Origin of the sequence: Modestobacter sp. SSW1-42, from assembly GCF_046635825.1 — a bacterium.
In the GTDB taxonomy this organism is placed as follows: domain Bacteria; phylum Actinomycetota; class Actinomycetes; order Mycobacteriales; family Geodermatophilaceae; genus Modestobacter.
In genome coordinates, this window is record NZ_JBISCA010000005.1 from 357,808 (window position 1) to 382,592 (window position 24,785).

Sequence of the window (24,785 nt, forward strand, 5' to 3'; positions counted from 1 at the left end):
CTCGTGAGCGCCGTCCTGCAGCGGGTGCACGACGCGGTGGCCCGCGCCCGCGAGGTCACCGACCACCCGGTGCTCACCCACCTGGCCCGGGTCGGGCTGGTCGCCTACGGCGTGCTGCACGTGCTCATCGGCTGGCTGGCCTTCCGGATCGCCTGGTTCGTGCAGCCCAGCACCGAGGACGCCGACCAGACCGGGGCGCTGCAGACCGTGGCCGGCTCCCCCGGCGGGCGGGTGCTGCTGTGGGTGATCGGCCTGGGCATGCTCGCGCTGTCGTTCTGGCAGGCCGCCGAGGTGCTGCGCTGGTGGACCGGGCTGCTCCGCCCGGGGCACCGGCGGCGGGTGGCGGTCGTGTGCGCCAAGTGCGGCGCCAAGGCCGTCGTCTACGCGGTGCTCGGGGTGACCGGGCTGTTCTTCGCCGTCGGCGCGGAGTACGACGCCGCCGCCCGGTTCCGGAAGCTGACCGACGACGCGCTGCGCATCCCCGGCGGCGCAGCGCTGGTCGTCGCGGTGGGCGTCGGGGTGGTGGCGGTCGGGCTGTACACGCTGGTGCGCGGGTTCACCGGCGGCTTCATGCGGGACGTCGACCTCGACGCCGCCCCGGACCGGGTCGAGCCGTTCATCCAGCACATCGGCTCGGTGGGCTACGTGGCCAAGGGGATCGCCTTCGCCGTCTCCGGTGGGCTGCTGGTGTACGCGGCGGCCACCTCCGACGTGTCGACGGCGACCGGGCTCGACGGCGCGATGAACGCCATCGGCGCCGTCCCGACCGGGCAGTGGCTGCTCACCGCGGTGGCCGTGGGGTTCGCCGCGTTCGGGGTCTACGCACTCGCCCGGGCCCGCTACCCCGACCGCGACCCGGCCAGCTGACCCGACGGCCGGGCGGTCACGGCCGGGCGGTCACGGCTGGGCGGTCACGGCTGGGCGGTCACGGCCGGGCGGTCACGGCCGGGCGGTCACGGCCGGGCGGTCACGGCCGGGCGGTCACGGCCGGGCGGTCACGGCTGGGCGGTCACGGCTGGGCGGTCACGGCTGGGCGGTCACGGCTGGGCGGTGGTGCGGGTCGACCCGCGCCACCGGAGGTGGAGCCGCGCCGTGGCCCGGCCTGAGGTCCGGTCGCCCGGCTCGACCCGGGCTGCGGCACCCTGACCGGTCGGCCGAGCGCGGTCAGGCGAGCGCGGTCAGGCGAGCGCGATCAAGCCGGCGCCGGTGGGCACGAAGCCGCACCGCTCCAGGTAGAAGCCGCGCAGGTGCTCGTCGAAGTCGACGTGCAGCCACTCGCAGCCGGTGCCCTGGGCGCCGTCGACCGCGGCACGCACCAGGGCTGCACCGATCCCCCGCCGCCGCCGGTCGGCGCGGACCAGGGTGTCGAGCAGGAAGGCGTGCACGCCCCCGTCCCAGGCGACGTTGACGAAGCCGACCAGCTCACCGTCGTCGACGGCGGTCACCCAGCCCAGGCTGTACCGCTCGACCTGGGCGACCCAGTCGTCGTCGAGGACGCGGTGGCCGAAGCCCTCGGCGTGCAGCGCGTTGACGTCGGCGTTGGTGAACCGGCCGCGCCAGCAGTACTCGACCACGTCGTCCGGCCTCCTGCAGGGTCCCGCCGCGGGGCGTGCGGGTGGTGGGGGCAGGAGGTCCTCCGTCAGTCGATGACGGTGAAGACGTCCCAGAGGCCGGTGATCTGCAGCGGGCGGACGACGGCGCGGGTGCCGCCGACGCGCATCCGCAGCGTGCGGCCGCCGGCCTCGGCGGCGCGGTGCGCGGTGGCCAGGGCCGACAGCCCGGCCGAGTCGAGGAACGTCACGCCGGTGAGGTCGACGTCGACGGTCGTGGTCCCGGGCCGGTCGAGCACCTCGAGCAGGCACGTGCGCAGCCCGGGGGCGGTGGTGGAGTCGATCTCGCCGCTGACCGTGATCTCGGCGCCGTCGGCCGACGAAGCGGCACGGACGTCGATGCGGGTGGGGTCGAGGTCGATGGGGAGTGCGGTCATGCATACCTCCGGCAGGCCAGGGTCGGCAGCAGGGGCCGACCGTGTGCGCCGAGCAGACGAGCACTCGGTCGCGGCTGGTGGTTGAACCGCGACGCCAACGCTAGGCACCCGATCGGTCGCGCACAAGGGGCCCCCGGCGTGGCGGACCGCGCCACGCCGAGCGGAACAGCCCTCCGGGTCGGCGTGTTCGCAGGCACCCACGCCCGGGTACAGCCGTGACGATCACCGCACCCGGCCGCACAGCCACGGGGCGGATACTGGTGCCCATGTCGAAGTGGACCGTCGTCGCCGGGGTCGCGTGGGTGGTCCTGAGCGTGCTCGCCTTCACGGTCGACCCGATCCTGGGCGCCGTCGTGCTGATCTTCGGCGCCGCGGCCGTGGTCGTCGTCCAGCTGGCCAGCAGCTGGGACCAGCACCCCGACTTCGAGGCCCGCGAGCTCGCCCGGTCCCGGCGGCGCCAGGCCAAGTGGGAGCGCACCGCCCCCTCCCGCGAGAAGGACGCCGCCCGCTTCGCCGCCCACCAGGCGCGGCAGGCCGCCAGGCGCGGCGAGCAGACGCGGCAGGCCGACACCCCGTCCTGACCGCTCGGGAAACCGGTGGACGACGGCGCGCCGCCGTCCGTACCGTCCCCGGCATGGGCTCCTGACACGGACACATCCCCGATGAGCTGACCGCGGCTGCCGGGCAGCTGCGCCGTCCGCCGGCACCGACCGGCCGACCACCCCGCTCGTCCCGGCGCGCCGCCCGGCCGCCGCCACCCCGTCCTGGAGGTACCCCGTGTCACGACCCACCCCTGCCGTCGACGGCCCCGCCGCCGAGGCCCGCGCCCAGCTGCCCGAGGACGCCCGGACCGGCTTCGACCGGCTCGTCCACGGCGTGCTCGCCGGCCGGCAGCCCGCCCTCGGCGCCGCACTGCGCAGCCAGCTCCCCGGCACCGGCGGTGTGCGCTGGCTGCACGCCGCGGGCCTCTCGCCCACCGCCCGCCCGTCGGCGCTGACCGCGGCGCACTGGCTGTCGCTGTACGAGACGTGGCAGGCCGCCCAGCCGGCGCCGCGCTCGGGCGGCCGCAGCGAGGGCCACGGCCCGCGGGCCGACAGCCGGCACGGCCACGCCCCCGGCGCCCAGGCGGCCCCCCGCTGGTTCTGATGCCCCAGCACGGGGGCGAGGGCCGGTCGATCATCGGCGAGTGGTGAGGCGGGCCGGCGTGTCCGGCAGCCACTCGCCGATGATCGCGGCTCAGCCGACGGAGTCCTCGGCGGCGAGCTCGGCGGCGCGCCGGGGATGGGCGAACGCCTCGGCCAGCGCCTGCCGCAGCGGCCACGCCCCGGCCCGCCAGGCCAGGGCGCGGCCCAGCGCCGCCGGGGTGCCGTCGACCGCGTCGACGTCGGCTCCGGGCCACCACGCGACGCTGCGGCCGCCGCTGACCGTGAGCACGGGGTGCACCGCGACCGACCCGGGCAGCTCGGCCAGCCCGAGCCGGGCGGCGGCCAGCCCGGCGCCGGGCACCTCCGCCCAGGGCACGGTGCGTGCAGCCCGGCTGGTCACCCGGGTCTGCTCGACCTCGCTGGCCAGCGGCAGGTCGAGCAGGTCCGCGACCGCCTCCGGCGCACCGCCGGCGGGCACGAGCGGCGCGTCGACCAGGAACTGCAACCACGGCGCGTCCAGCACCACGGCCTCGTCACCGACCCGGTCCGGGGCGACCCGCACCCGCGCCGGCGGCTCGACGTCCACGCCGTCCAGCGCGGTGGCGAGCCGGGCGTAGACGGTGCGCAGCACGGCCGGGCCGACGGTGCGCGCCGGGTCGCCCAGCCGGTCGAGCAGCTCGACCGCGTCGTCGACGTCGGCCAGCAGGTCGGCCACGGTCGCGGCGGGCCGCAGCAGCTCCAGCACGGCGGGCGGCAGCTCGGGCACCGCTTCGTACAGTCCCTGCAACTCCACGCCGTCGGCTGCCCGCAGCCGGTCGGGCCGGACGCCGTCCAGCACTGGTGAGGTGCGCAGCCACCAGCGCAGGTAGCCGGGGACGACGGTGCCGCCGAGGTCGACGTCGGCGCGGGCGGCGGCGGGCAGGGCGGCCAGCAGCGGCAGCGCCCGGTCCCAGTCGCGCACCAGCTCCAGGTCGCGGACGGCGGTGAGCGCGGGCCAGTCCGGGGGCGGCGCGTCGGCGGGCAGCCGGTCCAGGACGGCGTCGAGCCACTCCTCGGCCCGGTCGACGTCGAGCTCGTCGGGGTCCGCGGTGGTCACGACGGCGAAGGTGTCCAGCACGCCGACCGCCCGCAGCACGCCGGCGTCCTGCCCGGCGGCGAGGTCGGGGTCCAGGACGCCCAGCGCGCCGGGGACCAGGACGTCGGCCAGCGGCGAGCCCGGCAGCACCAGCTCCGCCGCGGGCGCCCAGCCGCCGTCGTCGTCGGGCAGCGCGAGCTCGCCCAGCCACGGCAGCTCCCCCGGGGCGGTGCCCGCCGCGGCGACCAGGGCGAGCACGGCACGCGCCAGCGGCTCGACGTCCTCGCCGTCGTCGGCCCGGTCCAGCGAGACCTCCACCGCGGCCCGGACGTCGGGGTCGGCGAGCACCGCGGCCGCCGTCGCCGGGCGGGCCCCGAGCCGCTCCAGCACCCGCCGGGCCGGGCCGGCAGCCGCCGCGGGGTCGGCGATCCGCAGGCCCAGCGGGGCGAGCCGGTCGGCCGGCAGCGACGCGTCGGCGAGCAGCACGCCGGCCGGGGTCTGCGCGGTGCGGCCGTCGGCGAGCGGCACCGGCAGCGCGGCCAGCTCGTCGCGGTCGGCGCCGTCGAGGGCCGCGTACAGGCCGGCCCACCACTCCCCCGGCCGCCGCACGCCGCGGACGGCCTCGACCACCTCGGCCAGCCCCGCCCGGCGCACGCCGAGCGCCGCGCGCGCCCGGGCGTCGGCGCGCCGCGACCAGCCGGCCGGCAGCAGCCCGGGGAGGACGCCGACCAGCGCGGCCACCCGCTCGTCGGAGGCGTCGTCGAGGGCGACGGCGCGGTCGGGCCGCAGCCGCTGCTCCTCCGGGTCGGCGGCCGGCAGCCAGGCGGTGGCGGTGAGCCGGTCGAGCACCGCCCGGCACAGCGCGGCGTCCAGCGCGGCGGCGGCCAGGCCCACGCCGGGCACCAGCCGCAGCAGCGCCGGGTCGGCGGGCAGGCCGGCCAGCAGCTCGGCGTAGCCCTCGGCGGCCACCGCGACCAGCGCGTCGGTGACCGGGCCGGGGGTGACGTGCCGCCGGTCGGGGCCCAGCGGGAAGGGGGCGATCAGCCGCGCGGGCAGCGACAGCGGCTCGTCGCTGGGCGTCGGCGCGTGCAGCACCTGCCGGCCGGGCAGCGGCGCGGGGACGCCGTCGTTGTCCAGCGGCACCGCCCAGGTGACCGTGGACCTGCGGCGACCGCGCTCCTCCACCGGGCGGTCGGCGAGCAGCGCCTCGGACAGCTCGCCGGTGCGCTGCACCAGCTGCCAGGTCGTCGTCCGGGCGCCGTCGCCGAGCCGGACCCGGGCGCCGTCCCGGGCGCAGGTGAGCGTGCGGACGGCCCCGTCCACGACGACGTCGACCCGGCCCAGCGCGGACAGCGCCAGCAGCAGCTCGGCGTCCAGCGCCTGCAGCGCGGCCCGCACGGCGTCCGCGCCGCCCGGCCGCAGCGGCAGCACGACCTCGGTGGCGAAGCCGGCCGGCGGTGCACCCTCGGCGTCGAACGGCAGCCGCAGGACCGGGACCGCGCCGTCGCGGCGGGCCAGTTCGTCGGCCAGCGCGGGGACGGCGGCGACGGCAGCGCGGGTCGCCGCGGCGGAGAACCGCACCGACCGGCCGGTGGACAGCACGGCCGGTGCGTCGCTGACCGCGAGCACCGCCGCGAACCCGACGCCGAAGCGGCCCACGCTGTCGGCGGCGTCCCGCTTGGCCGAGGCCCGCAGGGAGGCCAGCGCCTGCACGCCGTCGTCGTCGAGCGGGGCGCCGGTGTTGGCCGCCCGCAGCTCCTCGCCGGCGAGCTCCAGGCGCAGGTGCTCGGGCCCGCCGGCGCGGGCGGCGGCGTCGGCGGCGTTCTGGGCGAGCTCGACGAGCAGCCGGTCGCGGTAGCCGCCGCGGACGAGGTCCTCCTCGGCGTTGGCGTCCTCCCGGAAGCGGGCCGGGGAGTCGGTCCAGGCGGCGAGCACCCGGCGGCGCAGTTCGGTCGGGTCCGGCACGCGCGCAGCATGCCCGACCCGCGGTCGGCCCAGCGCGCTGTCACCCCGGGCAGCGGCGGGAGGCAGGGCACGGGGTGGGTCCGGACGGCCACGACAGTCCGGGCGCCGGGGCGGAGGCCGGGTGCGCGCGCCACGGCCGGCGACGGGGCGCCCACCCCCGTGTGACCAGTTCCTTTCCCGGTTCGGCCCGGGAGGTGATCACGTCTGGCAGAGTGAGGGCACCGGCGCCGCCCCCCGCTCATCCGAGAGCAGGTGGACTCGACGTCGGCGCGAGGCTGCGCCACCGAGGCGCGCCGGCGACCCGACGTCCGACCCGGAGCGACGTGGCCCCCTGTGGCGGCCCCGCCCGGTGGATGAACGGGAGCCACCGGAGTGTTGAGGACCACCAGATGACCACCAGCCCGTTCCCCCCTGCCCAGGGCGCCGACCGCCCCCGCCGTCGCGCCACCTCCCCGGCGACCGCCCCCGCGGCCGACGCCGGCTCCCGCCCCACCGCCGCACCGGCCCGCCCGGCCGCGCCGGCCGGGCCCGCCGCCGAGGGTGACGCCGCCCGCCGCCGCCGCGGTGGCCGCGGCCGCGGCACCGGCCCCCGCCCGGAGGGCCAGCAGTCCGCGCCCCGCACCGACGAGCGCGTGCCCGTCGCCCCGGTCGTGCCCGTGGGCGCCGACGCCACCGTGCTGCCCACCGACGCCACCTTCGCCGACCTGGGCGTCCCGGCCCCGCTGGTCGAGGTGCTGACCGCCAGCGGCATCACCGCGCCGTTCCCGATCCAGGTCGCGACGCTGCCCGACACGCTCGCCGGCCGCGACGTGCTCGGCCGCGGCCGCACCGGCTCGGGCAAGACCCTGGCCTTCTCCATCCCGCTGGTCGCCCGGCTCGCGGCCTCCACCAGCAAGCGCCAGGCCAAGCGGCCGCGTGCGCTGATCCTGGTGCCAACCCGCGAGCTGGCCAACCAGGTCAACGCCGTCGTCGACCCGCTGGCCCGCGCGCTGGGCATGCGCTCGACCGTCGTCTTCGGTGGTGTCGGGCAGAACCCGCAGGTGCAGGCCCTGGCCGCCGGTGTCGACGTGCTCATCGCCTGCCCCGGCCGGCTCGAGGACCTCATCCAGCAGGGTCACGCCGACCTCGGCGCCGTCGAGATCACCATCCTCGACGAGGCCGACCACATGGCCGACCTGGGCTTCCTGCCCGGCGTCAAGCGCCTGCTCGACCGCACCCCGGAGGTCGGCCAGCGGCTGCTGTTCTCCGCCACCCTGGACAACGGCGTCGACGTCCTGGTCAAGCGCTACCTCGACCGGCCCACCACGCACTCGGTCGACCCGGCCGTCGCCCCGGTGTCGACGATGACCCACCACGTGTTCCGGGTCGACGCCGCCGACAAGGGGCAGATCGTGCAGGAGCTGGCCTCGGGCCTGGGCCGCACGGTCATGTTCACCCGCACCAAGCACCAGGCCAAGAAGCTGGCCAAGCAGCTCACCGCCGCCGGCGTCCCGGCCGTCGACCTGCACGGCAACCTCAGCCAGAACGCCCGCGAGCGCAACCTCGAGGCGTTCAGCAACGGCGAGACCCGGGTGCTGTGCGCCACCGACATCGCCGCCCGCGGCATCCACGTCGACGACGTGGCGATCGTCGTCCACGTCGACCCGCCGGCCGAGCACAAGGCCTACCTGCACCGCTCGGGCCGCACCGCCCGGGCCGGCGCCGGCGGCATCGTGGTCACCATCGCCACGCCCGACCAGGCCGGCGAGGTCCGCACGCTGGCCCGCCAGGCCGGCATCACCCCCGAGGTCTCGGCGATCAAGCCCGGCGCCCGGGAGATCACCGCGCTGACCGGCCCGGCCGCGCCCTACGTCGAGCCGGCCCCGGTGGCCGAGCCGCAGCCGCAGGGCAGCGGTGGCGGCGCCAACGGCGGCCGCCGTCGTCGCAGCGGTGGCGGGGGCGGCGCGTCCGGCGCGTCGTCGTCCGGCTCGTCGGCCGGTGGGCGCAGCGGCCAGACCCGCTCCGCCGGCCCGGCCCGCACCCGGGCCGAGCTCGCCGCGCGGGCCGGCCAGGCGCCCTCGGGTGCCGGCCGGGGACGCGGCCGCACCGGCCGCTGACCTCAGCACCACCGCGGGCCGGTGGTGGTCGTCCCCTGCGGACGGCCACCACCGGCCCGTCCCCCTCCTGGCTCACCGCGCGTGCTCCTGGCTCACCGTCTGCCGTGAGCCAGGAGCACGCACGACCAGGTGAGCTGATCCCGGACGGCCGTCCCCGCTCGCGGCGGCGACGGCGGGGCGACGATGATGTTGAGAGTTCCATCGTCCCCGTCGCCAGTGAGGTCCTCATGCGTCTGCCCATCACCCCCAGCGAGATCGCGCCCCGGCTCGCCACGGGCGCCTTCATCCTGAACTCCGGCCTCGGCAAGCGCGGCGCGGACGAGGGCACCGCCGCCGGCCTGCACGGCTTCGCCGCCGGCACCTACCCGTTCCTGGGCAAGGTGCCGCCGAAGACGTTCGCGAAGGCGCTGTCGACGTCCGAGATCGTCATCGGCGCCGCGCTGCTCACCCCGTTCGTCCCCGCCGCCGTCGCCGGCGCGGCCCTCACCGGCCTGTCCGCCGGCCTGCTCGGGCTCTACCTGCGCACCCCGGGCATGACCAAGCCGGGCAAGAGCGTCGCCCCCACCCAGGAGGGGCTGACCATCGCCAAGGACGTGTGGATGCTCGGCATCGGCGTCGGCCTGATCACCCAGGGCCTGTCCGGCCGCGACGCCCAGATCACCATCGGCGGCAGCACGCCCCGCGAGGCGAAGGCCAAGGCCCGCAAGAAGGCCGCCCGCAAGGCCGCGAAGAACGCCCGCAAGGCCCACAAGGCCCGCGAGAACGTCGCCGCCTAGACCGCCTGCATCGCGCGGACGAGGGCGGCGAGCTGGTCCGGCCGGGTGTGGGGTGTCATGTGCCCCGCACCCGGCAGCTCGACCAGCCGCCCCCGCGGTGCGGCGTCCGCCAGGTGGGCGGCCCACTCCGGCGGGCACAGCGCGTCCCGCGACCCGCGGACGACGAGCACCGGCACGCCCACCCGGCGCAGCCGCTCGTCGACCCGGTCGGGTGAGAGCCGGCGCCACAGGGCCGTCATCGCCCGCGGCCCGGTGCGCAGCCACTGGGCCAGCACCAGCGGCGCCTGCCACCACGGCTCACCCAGGGCGGTGCGCACCCACCGCCCGGCCAGCGCCCAGGGGCGCCGCAGCCGCGGGTCGGTGGTCGGGCCCAGCAGCAGGACGGCGGCCACCCGCGGGTCGCGCTCGGCGACCGCGGCCACCACCTGGCAGCTCTGCGAGTGACCGACCAGCAGCACCGGCCCCGGACCCAGCGCGGCCTGCAGCCGCGCGGTCAGCTCCGGCAGCGACCCGACCGGACCCCGCCGGCCCATCCCGGGCAGCAGCACGACACGCCCGCCGGTGCGCCGCCGGACCCGGGCGGAGGACCGTTCGTCCAGACCGAGACCAGGCACCCACACGGGTGTGGGAACACCGTTCGCCTCCAGGCTGCTCACCTGAGTGCCGACTGTGTGAGGGACGACGCCGCCCCGGACGCAGAGGGCGGCCGCGCGATCGAACGCAGTAGTGGGAGGATGACAGTCATCATGACGACATCAGGAGGCAGCGTGACCACCGCAACCCAGTCCACCGGACGGCGGCCCCGGGTGGTCATCGTCGGCTCCGGCTTCGGTGGCCTCTTCGCAGCCAAGCAGCTGAAGAAGGCCCCGGTCGACATCACCCTCGTGGCCAAGACCACCCACCACCTCTTCCAGCCGCTGCTCTACCAGGTGGCGACCGGCATCCTCTCCGAGGGCGAGATCGCCCCCGCCACCCGGGAGATCCTGCGCGACCAGGACAACGCCCGCGTGGTGCTCGGTGAGGTCACCGACATCGACACCACCGCCCGCACGGTCACCTCGGTCGTGCTCGGCCGCACCAGCGTGCACGAGTACGACGAGCTGATCGTCGCCGCCGGCGCCGGCCAGTCCTACTTCGGCAACGACCAGTTCGCCGAGTTCGCGCCGGGCATGAAGAGCATCGACGACGCCCTCGAGCTGCGGGGCCGCATCTTCGGCGCCTTCGAGCTGGCCGAGCTGGCCACCGCGCCGGAGGAGATCGACCGGCTGCTCACCTTCGTCGTCGTCGGCGCCGGCCCCACGGGTGTGGAGATGGCCGGGCAGATCGCCGAGCTGGCCCGCCGCACGCTGCGCAAGGACTTCCGGCACATCGACCCGACCAGCGCCCGGGTGATCCTGCTCGACGCGGCGCCGAAGGTGCTGCCCCCGTTCGTCGACAAGCTGGGCGAGGCCGCGGCCAAGAAGCTCAAGTCGATCGGGGTGGAGATCCAGCTCGGCGCGATGGTCACCAACGTCGACGCCGACGGCATCGTCCTCAAGGACAAGGACGGCCACGAGCGCCGCATCCACGCCGCCACCAAGATCTGGGCCGCCGGCGTGCAGGCCAGCCCGCTGGGCAAGCTGCTCGGCGAGCAGACCGGTGCCGAGGTCGACCGGGCCGGGCGCATCTCCGTCCAGCCCGACCTGACCCTCCCCGGCCACCCGGAGATCCACGTGGTCGGCGACATGATGTCGCTCAACCGCCTCCCCGGTGTCGCGCAGGTGGCCATCCAGGGCGGCAAGTTCGCCGCCGCCGCCGTCAAGGCCCGCGTCGCCGGCCGGCCCACCGCGCCGGAGTTCAAGTACTTCGACAAGGGCAGCATGGCCACCATCTCGCGCTTCGACGCGGTGGCCGACACCTGGAAGTTCCAGTTCAGCGGCTTCCCGGCCTGGGTGCTGTGGCTGGCGGTGCACGTCATGTACCAGGTGGGCTTCAAGAACCGCTTCAACACGGTCTTCCACTGGGCGGTCAGCTTCCTGGGCCGCGGGCGCTCGCAGCGCATCGCCACCCAGCAGCAGGTCTACGGCCGGCTGGCCCTGGAGGAGCTCGGCTCGGACTTCGAGGTCTCCAAGACCGGCGGCCGGCACCACTACGGCGAGAAGGTCGACGTCACCGGGCGCGAGTCCGCCTGACACACCGCACCACCCGCTCGACGGCCCGGTCCCCGCACCCGCGGGGGCCGGGCCGTCGGCCGTGCGGGGCTCAGTCGTCCGACGCCGCGGCCAGCTCCTGCACCCGGGCCACGGCCCGGTCCCGGATGGCCGCGGCCGTCTCGGCCCGCCGCCTGGCTGCGTCCCGGCGGTGCTCGGCCCGGGGCACCGCGGCCGCGGACTCCTCAGCCGCCCGCCGGACCCGGCGCAGTTCCCGCTCCAGCTCCTCGGCCCGCTGCTGCAGCTCGTCCCGCCGCTCCCCCGCCGCCGTGACCTCGGCCTCGGCGGTCGCCGCGGCCGCCGCGGCGTCCCGCGCCACCGTGGTGGCCTCCTCGGCGTCCCGGCGGGCCTGGTCGAGCTCTCGTCGCGCCTGCTCGGCCGCCGCCCGGCGGCGCTCCTCCTCGGCGTCCCGGCGGCCGGTGGACCGGGACGGGCGCGCCGGTGCCGCCGCACGCACCGGGGTGGCCACCGCACCGCCGAGGTCGACCGGGCCCAACCCGCTGTAGGACAGCGCGGTGGTCAGCCGGCCGGCCCGCAGCGCGGCTCCCGCGTCCGGGTCGGCGACCGCGGCCCGCAGCGTGGCCTCGACCTGCTCGGCCACCGCGCTGCTCACGTCGTGCCCCTCGGCGTGGGCCAGCCCGCGGGCCTGCCGGGCGAGCGCGGCAACCAGCTGGTTGCGCTGCCGGCCCAGCTCGCGCAGCTGGTCACCGGAGAGGCCCACCTGGGCCGCGCGCAGCAGCTCGGCCAGCTCGGCGAGCTGGGCGACCTCCTCCGGCTGACGGCGCACCAGCAGGTTGCAGACCCAGGCCGCGGTCGTGGGCTTGGGTAGCGCCGCGACCGCGGTGGCCAGGGCCTTGTCCCCCGCCGCCCGGGCGCGGTCCCGGGCGGCGGTGCGGGCGGCGACGAACTCCTCGGGCGGGACGCCGTACAGCGCCTCGGCGGCGGCGTCCAGGTCGTCGTCGGGCCGGTCGTCGGTCAGGGGGTGCGCCAGTCGTCGGTGGTCATGTTCGAGCCGGCCATCGGGCCCATCTGCAGCATCCCGCCGTCCACCGGCCAGGAGGCGCCGTTGACGTAGGCGGCTGCCGGGGAGGCGAGGAACGCGACCACCGCGGCGATCTCCCGGGCGTCGCCGGGGCGGGCGACCGGGATGCCGGGACGCCGCTTGTCCGGCGCCGTCGGGTCCTCGTCCTCCTGACCGGTCATCGGGGTGGCGATCTCCCCGGGTGCGACGGAGTTGACGGTGATGCCGTGATCGGCGAGCTCGATCGCGGCGACCCTGGTGAGCAGGCCCAGCCCGCCCTTGGCCGCGCAGTAGGCGCCCGCGCCGACCCGGGGCTGGGTCTCGTGCACGCTGGTGATGTTGACGATCCGCCCGCCCCGGCCGGCGGCGATCATCCGCCGGGCGGCGCGCTGCAGGCACAGGAACGCGCCGTTGAGGTCGGTGTCCAGCACCTGCAGCCAGTCCTCGTAGGCGGTGTCGACCAGCAGGGTCGCGTCACCGGTGCCGGCGCAGTTGACCAGCACGTCGATGCCGCCGAGCGCCTCGGCCAGGTCGTCGACGACGTCGGCGGCGGCGGGCAGCCGGGTGAGGTCGAGGTGGCGCAGCTCGGCGCGGCGGCCGGTGGCCCGGACCTCCTCCGCCGTCGCCTCCCCCGCCGCCTGGTCGCGGTACCAGGTGAGGCCGACGTCGTGGCCGGCCTCGGCGAGGGCGACGGCGGTGGCCCGGCCGATGCCGGACTCCGATCCGGTGACGACGGCGACGCGCTGCTGCTGGCTGCTCTGGGTCATGACCGCAGCGCTACCCGTCGCGGCGGCCGGGGATGCAGGCGGTGTCAGCGGCCGGCCAGGACACGCGATCCCGCCCGGCACGGCCACCGGAGGCCGGACCCGGCGCGGGTAGCGTCCCCGGCGGGCGGTCGCCGTTCCGCCGCCCGGGGAGGCGCCATGAAGGTCTCGCTCTTCGCCACCTGCCTGGTGGACACCCTGACGCCGTCGGTGGGGATGGCCACCGGCCGGCTGCTGCAGCGGCTCGGGCAGGACGTCGTCGTCCCGCCCACGCAGGCCTGCTGCGGTCAGATGCACGTCAACACCGGCTACCGGCGCGAGGCGCTGGGCATCGTGGCCAACCACGTGCGGGCCTTCGCCGGCAGCGAGGCGATCGTCGCGCCGTCCGGCTCCTGCGTGGCCTCGATCCACCACCAGCAGGCCGCGGTGGCCCGGCGGGCCGGCGACGAGGCGCTCGCGCAGGCCGCCGAAGAGCTGGCCGGCCGCACCTACGAGCTGTCGCAGTTCCTGGTCGACGTGCTGGGGGTGACCGACGTCGGGGCCTACTACCCGCACCGGGTCACCTACCACCCGACCTGCCACTCGCTGCGGCTGCTGGAGGTCGGTGACCGGCCGTTGCAGCTGCTGCGCGCGGTGCGCGGTCTCGAGCTGGTCGAGCTGCCCGGGGCCGAGCAGTGCTGCGGCTTCGGTGGCACCTTCGCGGTCAAGAACGCCGACACCTCCACCGCGATGCTCACCGACAAGATGGCCAACGTGCTGTCGACGCACGCCGAGGTGTGCACCGCCGGCGACGCGTCCTGCCTGATGCACATCGGTGGCGGGCTGTCCCGGCTGCGCGCCGGCACCCGCACCGTCCACCTGGCCGAGATCCTGGCGTCCACGGAGGACGCCGTGACCCCTGATCAGCGGACCACCCCGGCGGTGCGGGCGTGACCGCCACCGTCCCGCCGAAGGCGCCGGTCTTCCTCGGCCTGCCCACCGCACCCCGGGGCGTGGGCCACCTGCGCGGCACCGAGTCCTTCCCGGACGCCGCCCGGCACGAGCTGCGCAACGGCCAGCTGCGGGCCAACCTCGGCCACGCCACCGCGACCATCCGCGGCAAGCGGGCCGGGGTGGTCGCCGAGGTGCCGGACTGGGAGCAGCTGCGCGCCGCCGGCAAGGCGGTCAAGGCCGCGACGATGGCCCGGCTGGACGAGCACCTGGTCGAGCTCGAGCGCCAGGTGACCGCCCGCGGGGGCACCGTGCACTGGGCCCGCGACGCCAACGAGGCCAACGCGATCGTCACCGCGCTGGTGCAGGCCACCGGCACCACCGAGGTGGTCAAGGTCAAGTCGATGGCCACCCAGGAGATCGGGCTGAACGAGGCGCTGGAGGCCGTGGGCCTCGACGTGTTCGAGACCGACCTGGCCGAGCTGATCGTGCAGCTGGGCGAGGACTCCCCCAGCCACATCCTGGTGCCGGCGATCCACAAGAACCGCGCCGAGATCAAGGAGATCTTCGCCCGCACCATCCCCGGCGTCGATCCCGAGCTGACCGACGACCCCCGGCAGCTGGCGATGGCCGCGCGCACCCACCTGCGCGAGCGGTTCCTGCGCGCCCGGGTCGCGGTCAGCGGGGCCAACTTCGGCGTCGCCGAGACCGGCACGCTGTCGGTGGTCGAGAGCGAGGGCAACGGGCGGATGTGCCTGACCCTGCCGCAGACGCTGATCACGGTGATGGGCATCGAGAAGGTGGTGCCCACCTGGACCGACCTCGAGGTGTTCCTGCAGCTGCTCCCCCGCTCGTCCACCGGCGAGCGGATGAACCCCTACACCTCCACCTGGGCCGGGGTGACCCCCGGCGACGGCCCGCAGGAGTTCCACCTGGTGCTGCTGGACAACGGCCGGACGGCGGTGCTCGCCGACGAGGTGGGCCGCGAGGCGCTGCACTGCATCCGCTGCTCGGCGTGCCTGAACGTCTGCCCGGTCTACGAGCGCACCGGCGGGCACGCGTACGGCTCGGTCTACCCCGGCCCGATCGGGGCGATCCTGTCGCCGCAGCTCACCGGGGTCGAGGACAACGCCTCGCTGCCCTACGCCTCCTCGCTGTGCGGTGCCTGCTACGAGGTGTGCCCGGTGGCGATCGACATCCCCTCGATCCTGGTGCACCTGCGCGCCGAGCACGTCGAGGCGCAGGAGCGGCCCACGGCCGAGGCGGTCGCCTTCCGCGGCCTGGCCAGGGTCATGTCGCACCCGCGGCTCTGGCACCTCGCCCAGCGCGGCGCCCGGCTGGGCCGGCTGATCGCGCGGGGGAAGCCGACGCTGCCCACCGCGTTCCCGCCGCCGGTCTCCGGCTGGACCCGCAGCCGCGACCTGCCCACCCCGCCGACCCGCACGTTCGTGCAGCAGTGGACCGAGGAGCACGGCCAGTGAGCACCTCCACCCGCCGGTGCTCGTGCTCTGCTCACCACGGTGAGCAGAGCACGAGCTCATCCAGGAGCACCCGGTGAGCGCCCGCGAGGAGGTGCTCGCCCGGATCCAGACGGCGCTCGGCGAGGACCGCGCGCCGGTTCCCGAGGTGGTCCGCGACTACCGGCGGGCCGGGGACTCCCCCGCGGACGCCGCCCGGCTCGACCTGCTGGTCGACCGGGTCGAGGACTACCGGGCCACGGTCCTCCGCTGCGCACCGGACGACGTCGGCACCACCGTGCGCGCCGCGCTGGACCGGGGCCTGGGCGAGGGCTGGGCGGCCGCCGACGTGGTCGTCGCCCCGGGCCTGGACGCCGCCTGGCGCCCGGCGGGCTGTGACGTCGACGACGACCGGCCCGCGGTGCAGCTCGCCGACCGGGCCGCCGCCGTCACCGCGGTCGCCGTGGCGATCGCCGAGACCGGCACGCTGGTGCTCGACGGCTCCCCCGCCTGCGGACGCCGGGCGCTGTCGCTGCTGCCCGACTGCCTGGTCTGCGTGGTGACCGCCGACCAGGTGGTGGCCGGGGTGCCCGAAGGCATCGCCGCGCTCGACCCGGTCCGGCCGCTGACGATGATCAGCGGCCCGTCGGCGACCAGCGACATCGAGCTGCAGCGGGTCGAGGGCGTGCACGGCCCGCGGCAGCTGTTCGTCGTCCTGGCCGGCTGACCGGCGTCGCGACACCGGCCGCCGCGGCACCGGCCGCCGCCGCCGCGACACCGGCCGGTCAGCCGCGCGTCCGCCAGGACCGACAGGCGCTCGGTCGGACGACCCGGGGTCGGCCCGGCCGGGGCCCTCGCGCACGATGGGCATCGTGGGACGGGTCGCGGTCATCGGGGACATCGGCGGGCACCTGCCGCAGCTCACCCAGGCGCTGGTCCGCTTGGGCGCCGAGCCGGACACCTGCCACTTGCCGGACGACCTGCAGGTCGTCCAGGTCGGCGACCTGGTGCACCGCGGTCCGGACTCGGCGGGCGTGGTGGCGCTGGTCGACCGGCTGCTGGCCGACCAGCCCGGGCAGTGGCACCAGCTGGCCGGCAACCACGAGGGCCAGTACGTGGAGACCCCGGCGTTCGACTGGCCCGAGGTGCTCCCGGCCGCGGTGCCGGAGACGCTGCGCCGCTGGTGGGCCACCGGCCGGATGCGGGTCGCCGCCGCGGTCACCCTGGGCGACGGCGAGCAGGTGCTGGTCACCCACGCCGGGCTGACGTCCGGGCTGCACCGCCGGCTCGGCCGCCCGCGCACCGCGGACGCCGCCGCGAGGTCACTGAACGGGCTGCGGGATGCGGACCCGGCCACCCTGTGGCGGGCCGGCGCGATGCTCGGCGGCGGCGCACCCGATCTGTCGGCCGGGCCGATGTGGGCCGAAGCGGGGGCCGAGCTGGCCGCCTCCTGGGTGGCCGACGAGGTGCTGGGCGTGCGGATGCCGTTCACCCAGGTGCACGGCCACTCCAGCGTGGTCACCGTCCAGCGCGGTGAGCCCCTGCTGCGGGCGCCCGAGCTGCGCGACCGCATCCAGGTGCAGCTGACCGACCGGCACGTCGCGATCAGCGCCGCCGACGGTCTGCTGCTCGGCATCGACCCCGGTTTCGGCCGGACCGCACACCGGAACTGGGCGCCGCTGCTCTTCCCCGACGCGACCGTCACCGCCTGACGGCCGGCCCGGCGGGCCGGGGCAGGTCAGCGGCCGGACCCCGGACAGACCTCCGGCCCGGCACCCTGAGGGAACAGGGGGCCGGGCCGGAGGACGGTCCGTGCGGGTGGCGGGCCCCGCTGTCCGCTCCCGGTCCGAGGTCAGGGAACCGGGAGCGGGCTCAGCGGGAGCCCCGCACCGACGCAGGTCAGCTGCAGCCGCTGGTGGAGCCGCAGCCCTCGCAGACGTAGCAGCTGCCGGCGGGGCGCATCTTCGTGCCGCAGGTCATGCACAGCGGCGCGTCGGTGGCGGTGCCGGTGACCAGCTCGAGCAGCTCGGCCGAGGAGTGGGCCTCCTTGATCGCCTGCTTCGGGGACTCCTTGACCACCGGGGCCTCGGCCTTCGCCGGGGCCGCGGTCTCGGTCGGCGCGGAGCCACGCAGGGCCTCCAGGTCGACGTCGTCCTCGGTGACCGTGGCGGTCGAGGCGGAGGTGCCGTAGGAACCGGACACCTGCTCGGCCCGCTCCTCGGCGGAGAAGATCCCCAGGCCCGCCCGGGTCTCCACCGGCAGGTGGTCCAGCGCCAGGCGACGGAAGATGTAGTCCATCACCGACTGGGCGATCCGGATGTCCGGGTCGTCGGTCATGCCGGCCGGCTCGAAGCGCATGTTCGTGAACTTCTGGATGTAGGTCTCCAGCGGCACCCCGTGCTGCAGGGCCAGGGAGATCCCGATCGAGAAGGCGTCCATCACGCCGGCCAGGGTCGAGCCCTGCTTGCCCAGCTTGAGGAAGACCTCACCGAGGCTGCCGTCCTCGTACATGCCCGCGGTCATGTAGCCCTCGGCGCCGGCGACGCTGAAGGACGTGGTGACGCTGGTGCGCTTCTTGGGCAGGCGCTTGCGCACCGGGTGGGCCAGGGCGGTGGCCGCCGGGGCGGTCTCGGCGACGGCGACCTCGTCCTTGGTGCCGTCGTTCTTGCCCTTGCCGCCGGACAGCGGCTGGCCGACCTTGCAGTTGTCGCGGTAGATGGCCAGCGCCTTGATGCCCATCTTCCAGCCCTGGAAGTAGATGTCGGCGACCTCTTCGACCGTGGCCGACTCGGGCATGTTGACCGTCTTGCTGATCGCGCCGGAGATGAACGGCTGCACTGCGGCCATCATGCGGACGTGGCCCATCGGGGAGATGGACCGCTCGCCCATCGCGCAGTCGAAGACCTCGTAGTGCTCCGGGCGCAGGCTCGGGGCGTCGACGACGTGGCCGTGCTCGGCGATGTACTCGACGATCGCCTCGACCTGCTCGTCCTGGTAGCCCAGGCTCTTCAGCGCCCGCGGCACCGTCTGGTTGACGATCTGCATCGAGCCGCCGCCGACCAGCTTCTTGAACTTGACCAGCGAGAAGTCCGGCTCGATGCCGGTCGTGTCGCAGTCCATCATGAAGCCGATGGTGCCGGTGGGGGCCAGCACGGAGGCCTGCGCGTTGCGCCAGCCGTTCTCCGCGCCGATGGCCAGACCCTCCTGCCACTGGGCGGTGGCGACCTTCAGCACGTCGGCGTCGTCGGCACCGACCGGGCGGATCGCGTCGTTGGCCGCGGCGTGCTTGCGCATGACCCGGGCGTGGGCCTCGGCGTTGCGGGCGTAGCCGTCGTAGGCACCGACGACGCCGGCCAGCTCGGCCGAGCGGCGGTAGGCGGTGCCGGTCATCAGCGAGGTGATCGCCGCGGCCAGCGACTGGCCACCACGGGAGTCGTAGGCGTGGCCGGTGGCCATCAGCATCGCGCCGAGGTTGGCGTAGCCGATGCCCAGCTGGCGGTAGGCGCGGGTGGTCTCACCGATCGGGTCGGTCGGGAAGTCGGCGAAGCAGATCGAGATGTCCATCGCGGTGATGATCAGCTCGACGGCCTTCACGAAGTTCTTCGAGTCGAAGGTGCCGTCGTCCTTGAGGAACTTCATGAGGTTCAGCGACGCCAGGTTGCACGAGCTGTTGTCCAGGCTCATGTACTCCGAGCACGGGTTCGAGGCGTTGATCCGCCCCGTCTCGGGGTTGGTGTGCCAGTCGTTGATCGTGTCGTCGTACTGGATGCCCGGGTCGGCGCACTCCCAGGCGGCCTTGGTGACCTTGCCGAACAGCTCGCGGGCGTCGACGGTCTCGATGACCGAGCCGTCGGAGCGGGCCCGCAGGCCGAACTCGGTGCCGTTCTCGACCGCGCGCATGAACTCGTCGTTGACGCGGACGGAGTTGTTGGCGTTCTGGTACTGGACGCTGGTGATGTCCTTGCCGCCGAGGTCCATGTCGTACCCGGCGTCCCGCAGCGCGCGGATCTTGTCCTCCTCGCGCGCCTTGGTCTCGATGAACTCCTCGATGTCCGGGTGGTCGATGTCCAGCACGACCATCTTCGCCGCGCGGCGGGTGGCGCCACCGGACTTGATGGTGCCGGCGGAGGCGTCGGCGCCGCGCATGAAGGAGACGGGGCCGGAGGCCGTGCCCCCGGAGGACAGCAGCTCCTTGGAGGAGCGGATGCGGGAGAGGTTCAGGCCGGCACCGGAGCCGCCCTTGAAGATCAGGCCCTCCTCGCGGTACCAGTTCAGGATCGAGTCCATCGTGTCGTCGACGGCCAGGATGAAGCAGGCGCTGACCTGCTGCGGCGAGGCGGTGCCGACGTTGAACCACACGGGGCTGTTGAAGCTGAACACCTGGTGCAGCAGCATCCAGGTCAGCTCGTGCTCGAAGACCTCGGCGTCGGCCTCGGACGCGAAGTAGTCGTGCTCGCGACCGGCGGCGCCGTAGGTCAGCACGACGCGGTCGATGAGCTGGCGCAGGCTGGTCTCGCGCTGCGGGCTGCCCACGGCACCACGGAAGTACTTCGTGGTGACGATGTTGGTGGCGTTGATGCTCCACTCGGAGGGGAACTCGACCCCGCGCTGCTCGAAGTTGATCGAGCCGTCCCGCCAGTTGGTCATGACGACGTCGCGGCGCTCCCACACGACCTCGTCGTAGGGGTGCACCCCAGCGGTGGTGAAGACCCGCTTGACCTTCAGGCCCTTGCCCCGGACGGGGGCCTTGCCTGCGGTGCGGCGGTTCCGGCTGGGAGAGAGGCGGTCGGCTGTCTCGGTCAAAGCGTGCTCCCCTGGTGAGGCGTGCTGAACTGGATGGCTGCTGAGTCGGCGGTTGCCGGGAGCCGGTGGTGGAGGTGCCCGGCGGTGCGGGCGGGCCCGGGTGGGCGGGCGGTGAGCTGCGGAGCGGGCAGGCGGTGCGCGGCAGGCGGGCGGGGCGTCAGCCGGCCGGCGACCCGGCGTCGTCGCCGGGTGGACCGTTGTCGGCGACCTCGGGCCGGAGCCGCTTGAGCTCGGCGATCTCCTTCTCGAAGTCGGCCGCGGAGGAGAAGGAGCGGTAGACGCTGGCGAAGCGGAGGTAGGCGACCTCGTCGAGGTAGCGCAGTGGCCCGAGGATGGCCAGGCCGACCTCGTTGCTGGGGACCTCGGCGGCACCGGTGGCCCGTACGGCGTCCTCGACCTTGGCGGCGAGGACGGCGAGCTGCCCCTCGTCGACCGGGCGCCCCTGGCACGCCCGGCGCACGCCGGCGATGACCTTGTTGCGGTCGAAGGGCTCGCTGACGCCGCTGCGCTTGACGACGGCGAGCACCGGCTCCTCCACGGTGGTGAACCGGCGGCCGCAGACCGGGCACGACCGACGGCGGCGTGTGGTGGCGCCCTCGTCGGTCTCCCGCGAGTCGACGACCCGGCTGTCAGGGCTGTGGCAGAACGGACAGCGCACCGGGCACCTCCTCGATCGGCGGGCCGCCGGGGCGACCGTGGTGACGTCTCCTGTGGACCGCCCGGGGGACATCCGGTGGATGTCCTGGGGCTGACCTGGGGAAGCGCCTGTGGAGAAGAACTACACCTCTGTCACACAAGATGTTGGGGTGAGGTTAGCCCCGCACCACTACAGGTGCAACCCCTGGGGTCCGGCGCGTCGCCCCTCGTCGCAGCAGCACCGCCCGCACCAGGCACTTCGCCACGCCACGCCGGGAGACGGTGTGACCCAGGGTCGCCGGAGCGCGGCTCAGGGCAGTTGGAGCTCCGCGCCGGGCATCAGGTCGACGCTGTACAGACCGTTCAGCTCGACGATGGCGTCGACCACGGCGCGGGGGTCCTCGTCGGGGGCGACGTCGCGCGCGATGGACCACAGCGTGTCGCCGTACCGCACCACGACGGTGCTCGAGCCGGCCAGCTGCAGTCCGGTCTCGCGCCCGAGCTCGACGGTGACGACGGTGGCCGCGGCGACCGACAGCCCGATCGCCATCGACAGCCCGGCGACGACCCGCCGGCCACGGGCGGTGAGCCGCAGCGGCGCCGGCGGCGGCCGGTCGACACCCCGGCGGCGCACCCGCACGACGGGGCGCGCCTCGACCGCGCAGCCACCCCGGACGGGACGGCCGGCGGCGAGGCCGTCGAGCCGGGCCGGCCGGGCGCCGGGGCGCACCGGGTCGCGGCGCCCGGTGACCGGGGCGACCGGCTGCGGCCCCCGGCCGGCGAGCGGCTCGGAGCACGACGGCGCCACCCGGGCGACGGGCCTGGCCGGCCGTCGCACGGGCGCGGCGGGGACCGGGGGGACGGGCACCACGGAGAGGACGGGGGTGTCGAGCTGTGGGCTGACCATCGGGGGCACTCCTGGAGGTCTGGCGGTGGGACGTCGTCGGACGCCCGGTGCGCCCAGGCGGTCCCCCCGAGGCAGCGGCCGCCTCGAACGCCTGTTCGATTCGAACGTCTGTGCGATGTCTACCGCATCCCTCCGACAAGTCCACCCCTGGACGCGCGACTCCTTCGAACAGGTGTTTGAACTACACCGGTGTGACCCGCTACCGTGCACCCGAGATCGCTGACCGGACTGCTCCCGGCCCTCCGGTGCCGGGCAGCGACCGGGAACTGCTGCCCCGGCAGCCGGACGAGGAGGACACATGGCGGCCGACGGCCCCACGGCAGGAGGCACGAGGTCCTCGCGGCGCAGCCGCACGACGACCGACGCCCCTGGCACCGACGCCACCACCGCGGGGAGCGGAGCGGTCGCCGCCGTCCGCGAGTTCCCCGAGCGCGGGGAGGCCGGCGACGGCCTGACCCAGCGCCAGCGCCGCGTGCTGGAGGTCATCCGCGACTCCATCGACCGCCGCGGCTACCCGCCCTCCGTGCGCGAGATCGGCGAGGCCGTGGGCCTGTCGTCGGCGTCCTCGGTGGCCCACCAGCTCTCGGTGCTGCAGCGCAAGGGCTGGCTGCGGCGTGACCCGAACCGGCCCCGCGCCCTCGACGTCCGCATGCCGGGCGAGACCAGCGTGATGACCGAGTCCCCGGCCGAGACGCCGACCGCCGCGACCGGCACCGACGAGACCACCCCCACCCCCACGTACGTGCCGCTGGTCGGCCGGATCGCCGCCGGTGGCCCGGTGCTGGCCGAGCAGGCCGTGGAGGACGTGTTCCCGCTGCCCCGCGAGCTGGTCGGCGACGGCACGCTCTTCATGCTCAAGGTCGCCGGTGACTCCATGGTCGAGGCCGCCATCTGCGACGGCGACTGGGTCGTCGTCCGGCAGCAGCCGACCGCGGAGAACGGCGAGATCGTCGCCGCGATGATCGACGGCGAGGCCACCGTCAAGACCTACAAGCGCCGCGACGGGCACGTCTGGCTGATACCGCACAACCCGGCCTACGAGCCGATCCCGGGCGACGACGCCACCGTCCTCGGCCGCGTCGTCACCGTCCTGCGCCGGGTCTGAGCGAGGACGCCCTCTCCCCCACTCCTCGCAGGCTCGAAGCGGCCCCTGAGAGGAGGCGGGGGGGGGCGAGGAGGTCCTCGCTCAGCCCTGCCGACGGCGGAGCCGGCCGCCGATCCAGACCAGCAGCGTGGCCACGGCGGCCGCGATCAGCCCCGCGGTGACCGGGCTGACGCCGCCCCCCAGGTCCAGCGGTGCGGCAGCGGCGTCGTCCGGAGCGGCGTCCGTGGCCGGGGCGGGGGCCGCGGCGGCGGCCACCGGCACCAGCGTGACGACGGCCGGCAGGTCCTCGCTGGTCACCAGCAGGTCGCGGTCGTTGCCGGCGAAGGCGATCGCCTCGCCCTGCGGGGAGTCCGGCAGCGCCACCCGCACCGGCGGCCCGCTCAGCGCCCCCGCGACGTCGGAGTCGGCCAGCGGCCACACGTAGGCGTCGGTGTAGGTGCGCAACGCGATGCGCTGCCCGTCGGCGGAGACCGCGCCGCCGGTGACCAGCAGCTGTCCGGCGCGCCCGACCGGTCCCCCGGGCGTGCCGGTGAGCGTGAAGCCCATCCCGAGCACGCGGGTCATCGGCAGCGTCACCCCGTCGGCCAGCGGCTCGGCCGGCCGGTAGACCGAGCTGGCGCCGAGCACCTCCTTGGTCACCAGGTACGGCGTCCCGTCCGGGGCCAGCAGCAGCGCCTCGGCGTCGTGGGGGCCGTCGGGGTAGGTGAGCCGGGTGAGCGTGCTGCTGCCGTCGGGACGCAGGCCGATCAGCGCGACCGTCTCCCGCTGCTGGTCGTTGTCGCCGATGTCGGCCAGCCACACGGTGCCGTCGGCGCCGAGCGCCAGGTCCTCGGGGTCGTAGGGGTCGACCGCGGCGGTGCGCACCTCGCCGACCGCGCAGGCGCCGTCGAGCACGTAGACCTCGGCCTGGTCACCGCCGTCGTTCATCGCGAGCATCGCGTTCCCGACCCCGACCAGCCCGGAGATCTCCGGCAGCCGCTCGTCGGTGATCTCGCACCGGGTCGTGGGCGCGCCGTAGGTGTCGTCGGCGGCGGCGGGGGTCGCCGGCAGCAGCACGGCCAGGGCGCCCAGGGGTGCGCTCAGCGCCGCCCCGGCCACCCGGGTCCGGCGGCGGGCGCGGTCAACCCTGCTGTCGGCCCGCTCTGGCACGGGCCCAGCGTGACACCGGCAGCGCGTCGATCGCATGAACCACGCCCAAGAGCAGCACGCCGACGGCCAGCCCGGCCACCACGTCGGTGACCCAGTGGAAGTTCAGCGCGACCATCGTGACGCCGGTGACGAACGGCCCGACGACGGCGAGCAGCCAGCAGGCCCGTTGCACCCAAGGCGGCAGCCCGAACTCCACGGCCTGCCAGCGGGCCACCCCCCACATCAGGGCCGCGTTGGCCACGTGACCGGACGGGTAGCTGCCGCCGCCCCGGTGGAAGAACGAGCCGGGGTACTCGGGGGCGGTCCGCCCGGTGCCCCACTTGAACGCGTAGACGACGGCGGTGAGCAGCACCAGCGCCACGACGATGCGCAGCGCGGGGACGTAGGTGCGCCGGCGGACCGCGGTCCAGGCGACGAGGGCGGCCAGCAGGACCAGCACCGTGCCGCGCCCCCCGGCCTGGGTGAACACCCAGACCGGCCAGTAGGCGGCGGAGTCGCGCAGGTCCCAGCGGTCGACGACGGTGGACACCCGCAGGTCCAGCGCCTCCAGGACGCCCCCGGCGAGCAGGTCGACGGTGACCGCCACCAGGACGACGGCGGCGGCGCCGAGCAGCCACCACGGCGGCCGGCCGGTGCCGGTGACCGGCGCGGCGGCGTCCCCGGGCCGGGTCAGCGGTCGCGACGCTCCGCTCCTGGCCACCGCGTCACCGTACCGGCCCCGACGGCCGGCCCCGGAGACGCGACAGGGCCGTGCCGCAGTGCGGCACGGCCCTGTCGTCC

Annotated in this window: 22 protein-coding genes; 11 read left to right on the forward strand and 11 right to left on the reverse strand. The window is 75.7% G+C overall.

The genetic code is table 11. The features are described 5' to 3' along the window. Nucleotides 1-3: 3 nt before the first annotated feature. A complete protein-coding gene (locus ACGBYP_RS18900) occupies nt 4-867 on the forward strand; it encodes a DUF1206 domain-containing protein (protein WP_411586623.1) in 864 nt (287 codons plus the stop codon). A gap of 311 nt (nt 868-1,178) precedes the next feature. Here the strand turns inward: ACGBYP_RS18900 and ACGBYP_RS18905 are convergent, their stop codons facing one another. Together ACGBYP_RS18905 and ACGBYP_RS18910 are read right to left on the reverse strand one after the other, a co-directional pair. Further along, a complete protein-coding gene (locus ACGBYP_RS18905; protein ID WP_411586625.1) occupies nt 1,179-1,574 on the reverse strand; it encodes a GNAT family N-acetyltransferase in 396 nt (131 codons plus the stop codon). Between the two features lie 65 nt (nt 1,575-1,639). After that, nucleotides 1,640-1,987: an STAS domain-containing protein gene (locus ACGBYP_RS18910; protein ID WP_411586627.1), complete on the reverse strand. Its 348-nt coding sequence runs from the start codon at nt 1,985-1,987 to the stop codon at nt 1,640-1,642. A gap of 266 nt (nt 1,988-2,253) precedes the next feature. On the opposite strand from ACGBYP_RS18910, the gene ACGBYP_RS18915 reads away from it, so the two are divergent. Continuing rightward, nucleotides 2,254-2,568 (forward strand): hypothetical protein, encoded by a 315-nt coding sequence (locus ACGBYP_RS18915; protein ID WP_411586628.1) that lies wholly within the window; start codon nt 2,254-2,256, stop codon nt 2,566-2,568. 196 nt (nt 2,569-2,764) lie between these two features. Next, nucleotides 2,765-3,133, forward strand: coding sequence for a hypothetical protein (locus ACGBYP_RS18920; RefSeq protein WP_411586630.1), 369 nt, complete (start codon nt 2,765-2,767; stop codon nt 3,131-3,133). Between the two features lie 90 nt (nt 3,134-3,223). On the opposite strand, the gene ACGBYP_RS18925 is transcribed toward ACGBYP_RS18920, so the two are convergent. Then, nucleotides 3,224-6,172 carry a sacsin N-terminal ATP-binding-like domain-containing protein gene (locus tag ACGBYP_RS18925; RefSeq protein ID WP_411586633.1) on the reverse strand — a complete coding sequence of 983 codons (2,949 nt, stop codon included), beginning with the start codon at nt 6,170-6,172 and terminating at the stop codon, nt 3,224-3,226. A 389-nt stretch (nt 6,173-6,561) separates the two neighbouring features. On the opposite strand from ACGBYP_RS18925, the gene ACGBYP_RS18930 reads away from it, so the two are divergent. Then, complete coding sequence (locus ACGBYP_RS18930) at nt 6,562-8,268, forward strand: DEAD/DEAH box helicase (RefSeq protein ID WP_411586635.1); 1,707 nt, start codon at nt 6,562-6,564, stop codon at nt 8,266-8,268. A 227-nt stretch (nt 8,269-8,495) separates the two neighbouring features. Next, a complete protein-coding gene (locus ACGBYP_RS18935; RefSeq protein WP_411586638.1) occupies nt 8,496-9,044 on the forward strand; it encodes a hypothetical protein in 549 nt (182 codons plus the stop codon). On the opposite strand, the gene ACGBYP_RS18940 is transcribed toward ACGBYP_RS18935, so the two are convergent. Further along, on the reverse strand, nt 9,041-9,658 hold the full coding sequence (locus ACGBYP_RS18940; protein ID WP_411586640.1) for an alpha/beta fold hydrolase: 618 nt from the start codon (nt 9,656-9,658) through the stop codon (nt 9,041-9,043). The two genes, ACGBYP_RS18935 and ACGBYP_RS18940, sit on opposite strands and share 4 nt — an antisense overlap. A gap of 153 nt (nt 9,659-9,811) precedes the next feature. Here ACGBYP_RS18940 and ACGBYP_RS18945 point away from each other — a divergent pair, with 153 nt between their 5' ends. Next, nucleotides 9,812-11,215, forward strand: coding sequence for an NAD(P)/FAD-dependent oxidoreductase (locus ACGBYP_RS18945; protein ID WP_411586642.1), 1,404 nt, complete (start codon nt 9,812-9,814; stop codon nt 11,213-11,215). Between the two features lie 70 nt (nt 11,216-11,285). Here ACGBYP_RS18945 and ACGBYP_RS18950 read toward each other — a convergent pair whose 3' ends face one another. Together ACGBYP_RS18950 and ACGBYP_RS18955 are read right to left on the reverse strand one after the other, a co-directional pair. Next, nucleotides 11,286-12,020: a hypothetical protein gene (locus tag ACGBYP_RS18950; protein WP_411586644.1), complete on the reverse strand. Its 735-nt coding sequence runs from the start codon at nt 12,018-12,020 to the stop codon at nt 11,286-11,288. 188 nt (nt 12,021-12,208) lie between these two features. Continuing rightward, nucleotides 12,209-13,021: an SDR family oxidoreductase gene (locus ACGBYP_RS18955; protein WP_411586647.1), complete on the reverse strand. Its 813-nt coding sequence runs from the start codon at nt 13,019-13,021 to the stop codon at nt 12,209-12,211. Nucleotides 13,022-13,177: 156 nt separating this feature from the next. Here ACGBYP_RS18955 and ACGBYP_RS18960 point away from each other — a divergent pair, with 156 nt between their 5' ends. The 4 genes from ACGBYP_RS18960 (at nt 13,178) to ACGBYP_RS18975 (ending at nt 17,117) form a co-directional block, all read left to right on the forward strand. Continuing rightward, nucleotides 13,178-13,951, forward strand: a complete 774-nt coding sequence (locus ACGBYP_RS18960) for a (Fe-S)-binding protein (RefSeq protein ID WP_411586648.1) — start codon at nt 13,178-13,180, stop codon at nt 13,949-13,951. Next, nucleotides 13,948-15,429, forward strand: a complete 1,482-nt coding sequence (locus ACGBYP_RS18965; RefSeq protein ID WP_411586650.1) for a LutB/LldF family L-lactate oxidation iron-sulfur protein — start codon at nt 13,948-13,950, stop codon at nt 15,427-15,429. The genes ACGBYP_RS18960 and ACGBYP_RS18965 overlap by 4 nt, the downstream gene beginning before the upstream one ends. Nucleotides 15,430-15,502: 73 nt before the next feature. Continuing rightward, nucleotides 15,503-16,132 (forward strand): LutC/YkgG family protein, encoded by a 630-nt coding sequence (locus tag ACGBYP_RS18970; protein WP_411586651.1) that lies wholly within the window; start codon nt 15,503-15,505, stop codon nt 16,130-16,132. A gap of 145 nt (nt 16,133-16,277) precedes the next feature. Continuing rightward, nucleotides 16,278-17,117 (forward strand): metallophosphoesterase, encoded by an 840-nt coding sequence (locus ACGBYP_RS18975; protein ID WP_411586652.1) that lies wholly within the window; start codon nt 16,278-16,280, stop codon nt 17,115-17,117. A 187-nt stretch (nt 17,118-17,304) separates the two neighbouring features. Here ACGBYP_RS18975 and ACGBYP_RS18980 read toward each other — a convergent pair whose 3' ends face one another. From ACGBYP_RS18980 to ACGBYP_RS18990, 3 genes are all read right to left on the reverse strand, one after another. Continuing rightward, nucleotides 17,305-20,208 carry a vitamin B12-dependent ribonucleotide reductase gene (locus ACGBYP_RS18980; RefSeq protein ID WP_411586653.1) on the reverse strand — a complete coding sequence of 968 codons (2,904 nt, stop codon included), beginning with the start codon at nt 20,206-20,208 and terminating at the stop codon, nt 17,305-17,307. Between the two features lie 157 nt (nt 20,209-20,365). Further along, complete coding sequence (gene nrdR / locus ACGBYP_RS18985) at nt 20,366-20,866, reverse strand: transcriptional regulator NrdR (RefSeq protein ID WP_411586655.1); 501 nt, start codon at nt 20,864-20,866, stop codon at nt 20,366-20,368. Nucleotides 20,867-21,154: 288 nt separating this feature from the next. Continuing rightward, on the reverse strand, nt 21,155-21,751 hold the full coding sequence (locus ACGBYP_RS18990; RefSeq protein ID WP_411586657.1) for a LysM peptidoglycan-binding domain-containing protein: 597 nt from the start codon (nt 21,749-21,751) through the stop codon (nt 21,155-21,157). A 298-nt stretch (nt 21,752-22,049) separates the two neighbouring features. Between ACGBYP_RS18990 and lexA the strand changes: the two genes are divergently transcribed. Beyond that, nucleotides 22,050-22,856, forward strand: coding sequence for a transcriptional repressor LexA (gene lexA / locus ACGBYP_RS18995; RefSeq protein WP_411586659.1), 807 nt, complete (start codon nt 22,050-22,052; stop codon nt 22,854-22,856). 81 nt (nt 22,857-22,937) lie between these two features. Here lexA and ACGBYP_RS19000 read toward each other — a convergent pair whose 3' ends face one another. Together ACGBYP_RS19000 and ACGBYP_RS19005 are read right to left on the reverse strand one after the other, a co-directional pair. Beyond that, complete coding sequence (locus ACGBYP_RS19000; RefSeq protein ID WP_411586661.1) at nt 22,938-24,005, reverse strand: hypothetical protein; 1,068 nt, start codon at nt 24,003-24,005, stop codon at nt 22,938-22,940. Continuing rightward, complete coding sequence (locus ACGBYP_RS19005; protein ID WP_411586664.1) at nt 23,977-24,705, reverse strand: phosphatase PAP2 family protein; 729 nt, start codon at nt 24,703-24,705, stop codon at nt 23,977-23,979. The genes ACGBYP_RS19000 and ACGBYP_RS19005 overlap by 29 nt, the downstream gene beginning before the upstream one ends. Nucleotides 24,706-24,785 lie beyond the last annotated feature (80 nt).

Bases quoted from the DNA above. Each gene is read 5' to 3' on its own strand.
- ACGBYP_RS18990 (WP_411586657.1), bottom strand. From the start codon at position 21,751: ATGGTCAGCCCACAGCTCGACACCCCCGTCCTCTCCGTGGTGCCCGTC.
- lexA (WP_411586659.1), top strand. From the start codon at position 22,050: ATGGCGGCCGACGGCCCCACGGCAGGAGGCACGAGGTCCTCGCGGCGC.
- ACGBYP_RS18935 (WP_411586638.1), top strand. From the start codon at position 8,496: ATGCGTCTGCCCATCACCCCCAGCGAGATCGCGCCCCGGCTCGCCACG.
- ACGBYP_RS18960 (WP_411586648.1), top strand. From the start codon at position 13,178: ATGAAGGTCTCGCTCTTCGCCACCTGCCTGGTGGACACCCTGACGCCG.
- ACGBYP_RS18955 (WP_411586647.1), bottom strand. From the start codon at position 13,021: ATGACCCAGAGCAGCCAGCAGCAGCGCGTCGCCGTCGTCACCGGATCG.
- ACGBYP_RS18915 (WP_411586628.1), top strand. From the start codon at position 2,254: ATGTCGAAGTGGACCGTCGTCGCCGGGGTCGCGTGGGTGGTCCTGAGC.
- ACGBYP_RS18910 (WP_411586627.1), bottom strand. From the start codon at position 1,987: ATGACCGCACTCCCCATCGACCTCGACCCCACCCGCATCGACGTCCGT.
- ACGBYP_RS18930 (WP_411586635.1), top strand. From the start codon at position 6,562: ATGACCACCAGCCCGTTCCCCCCTGCCCAGGGCGCCGACCGCCCCCGC.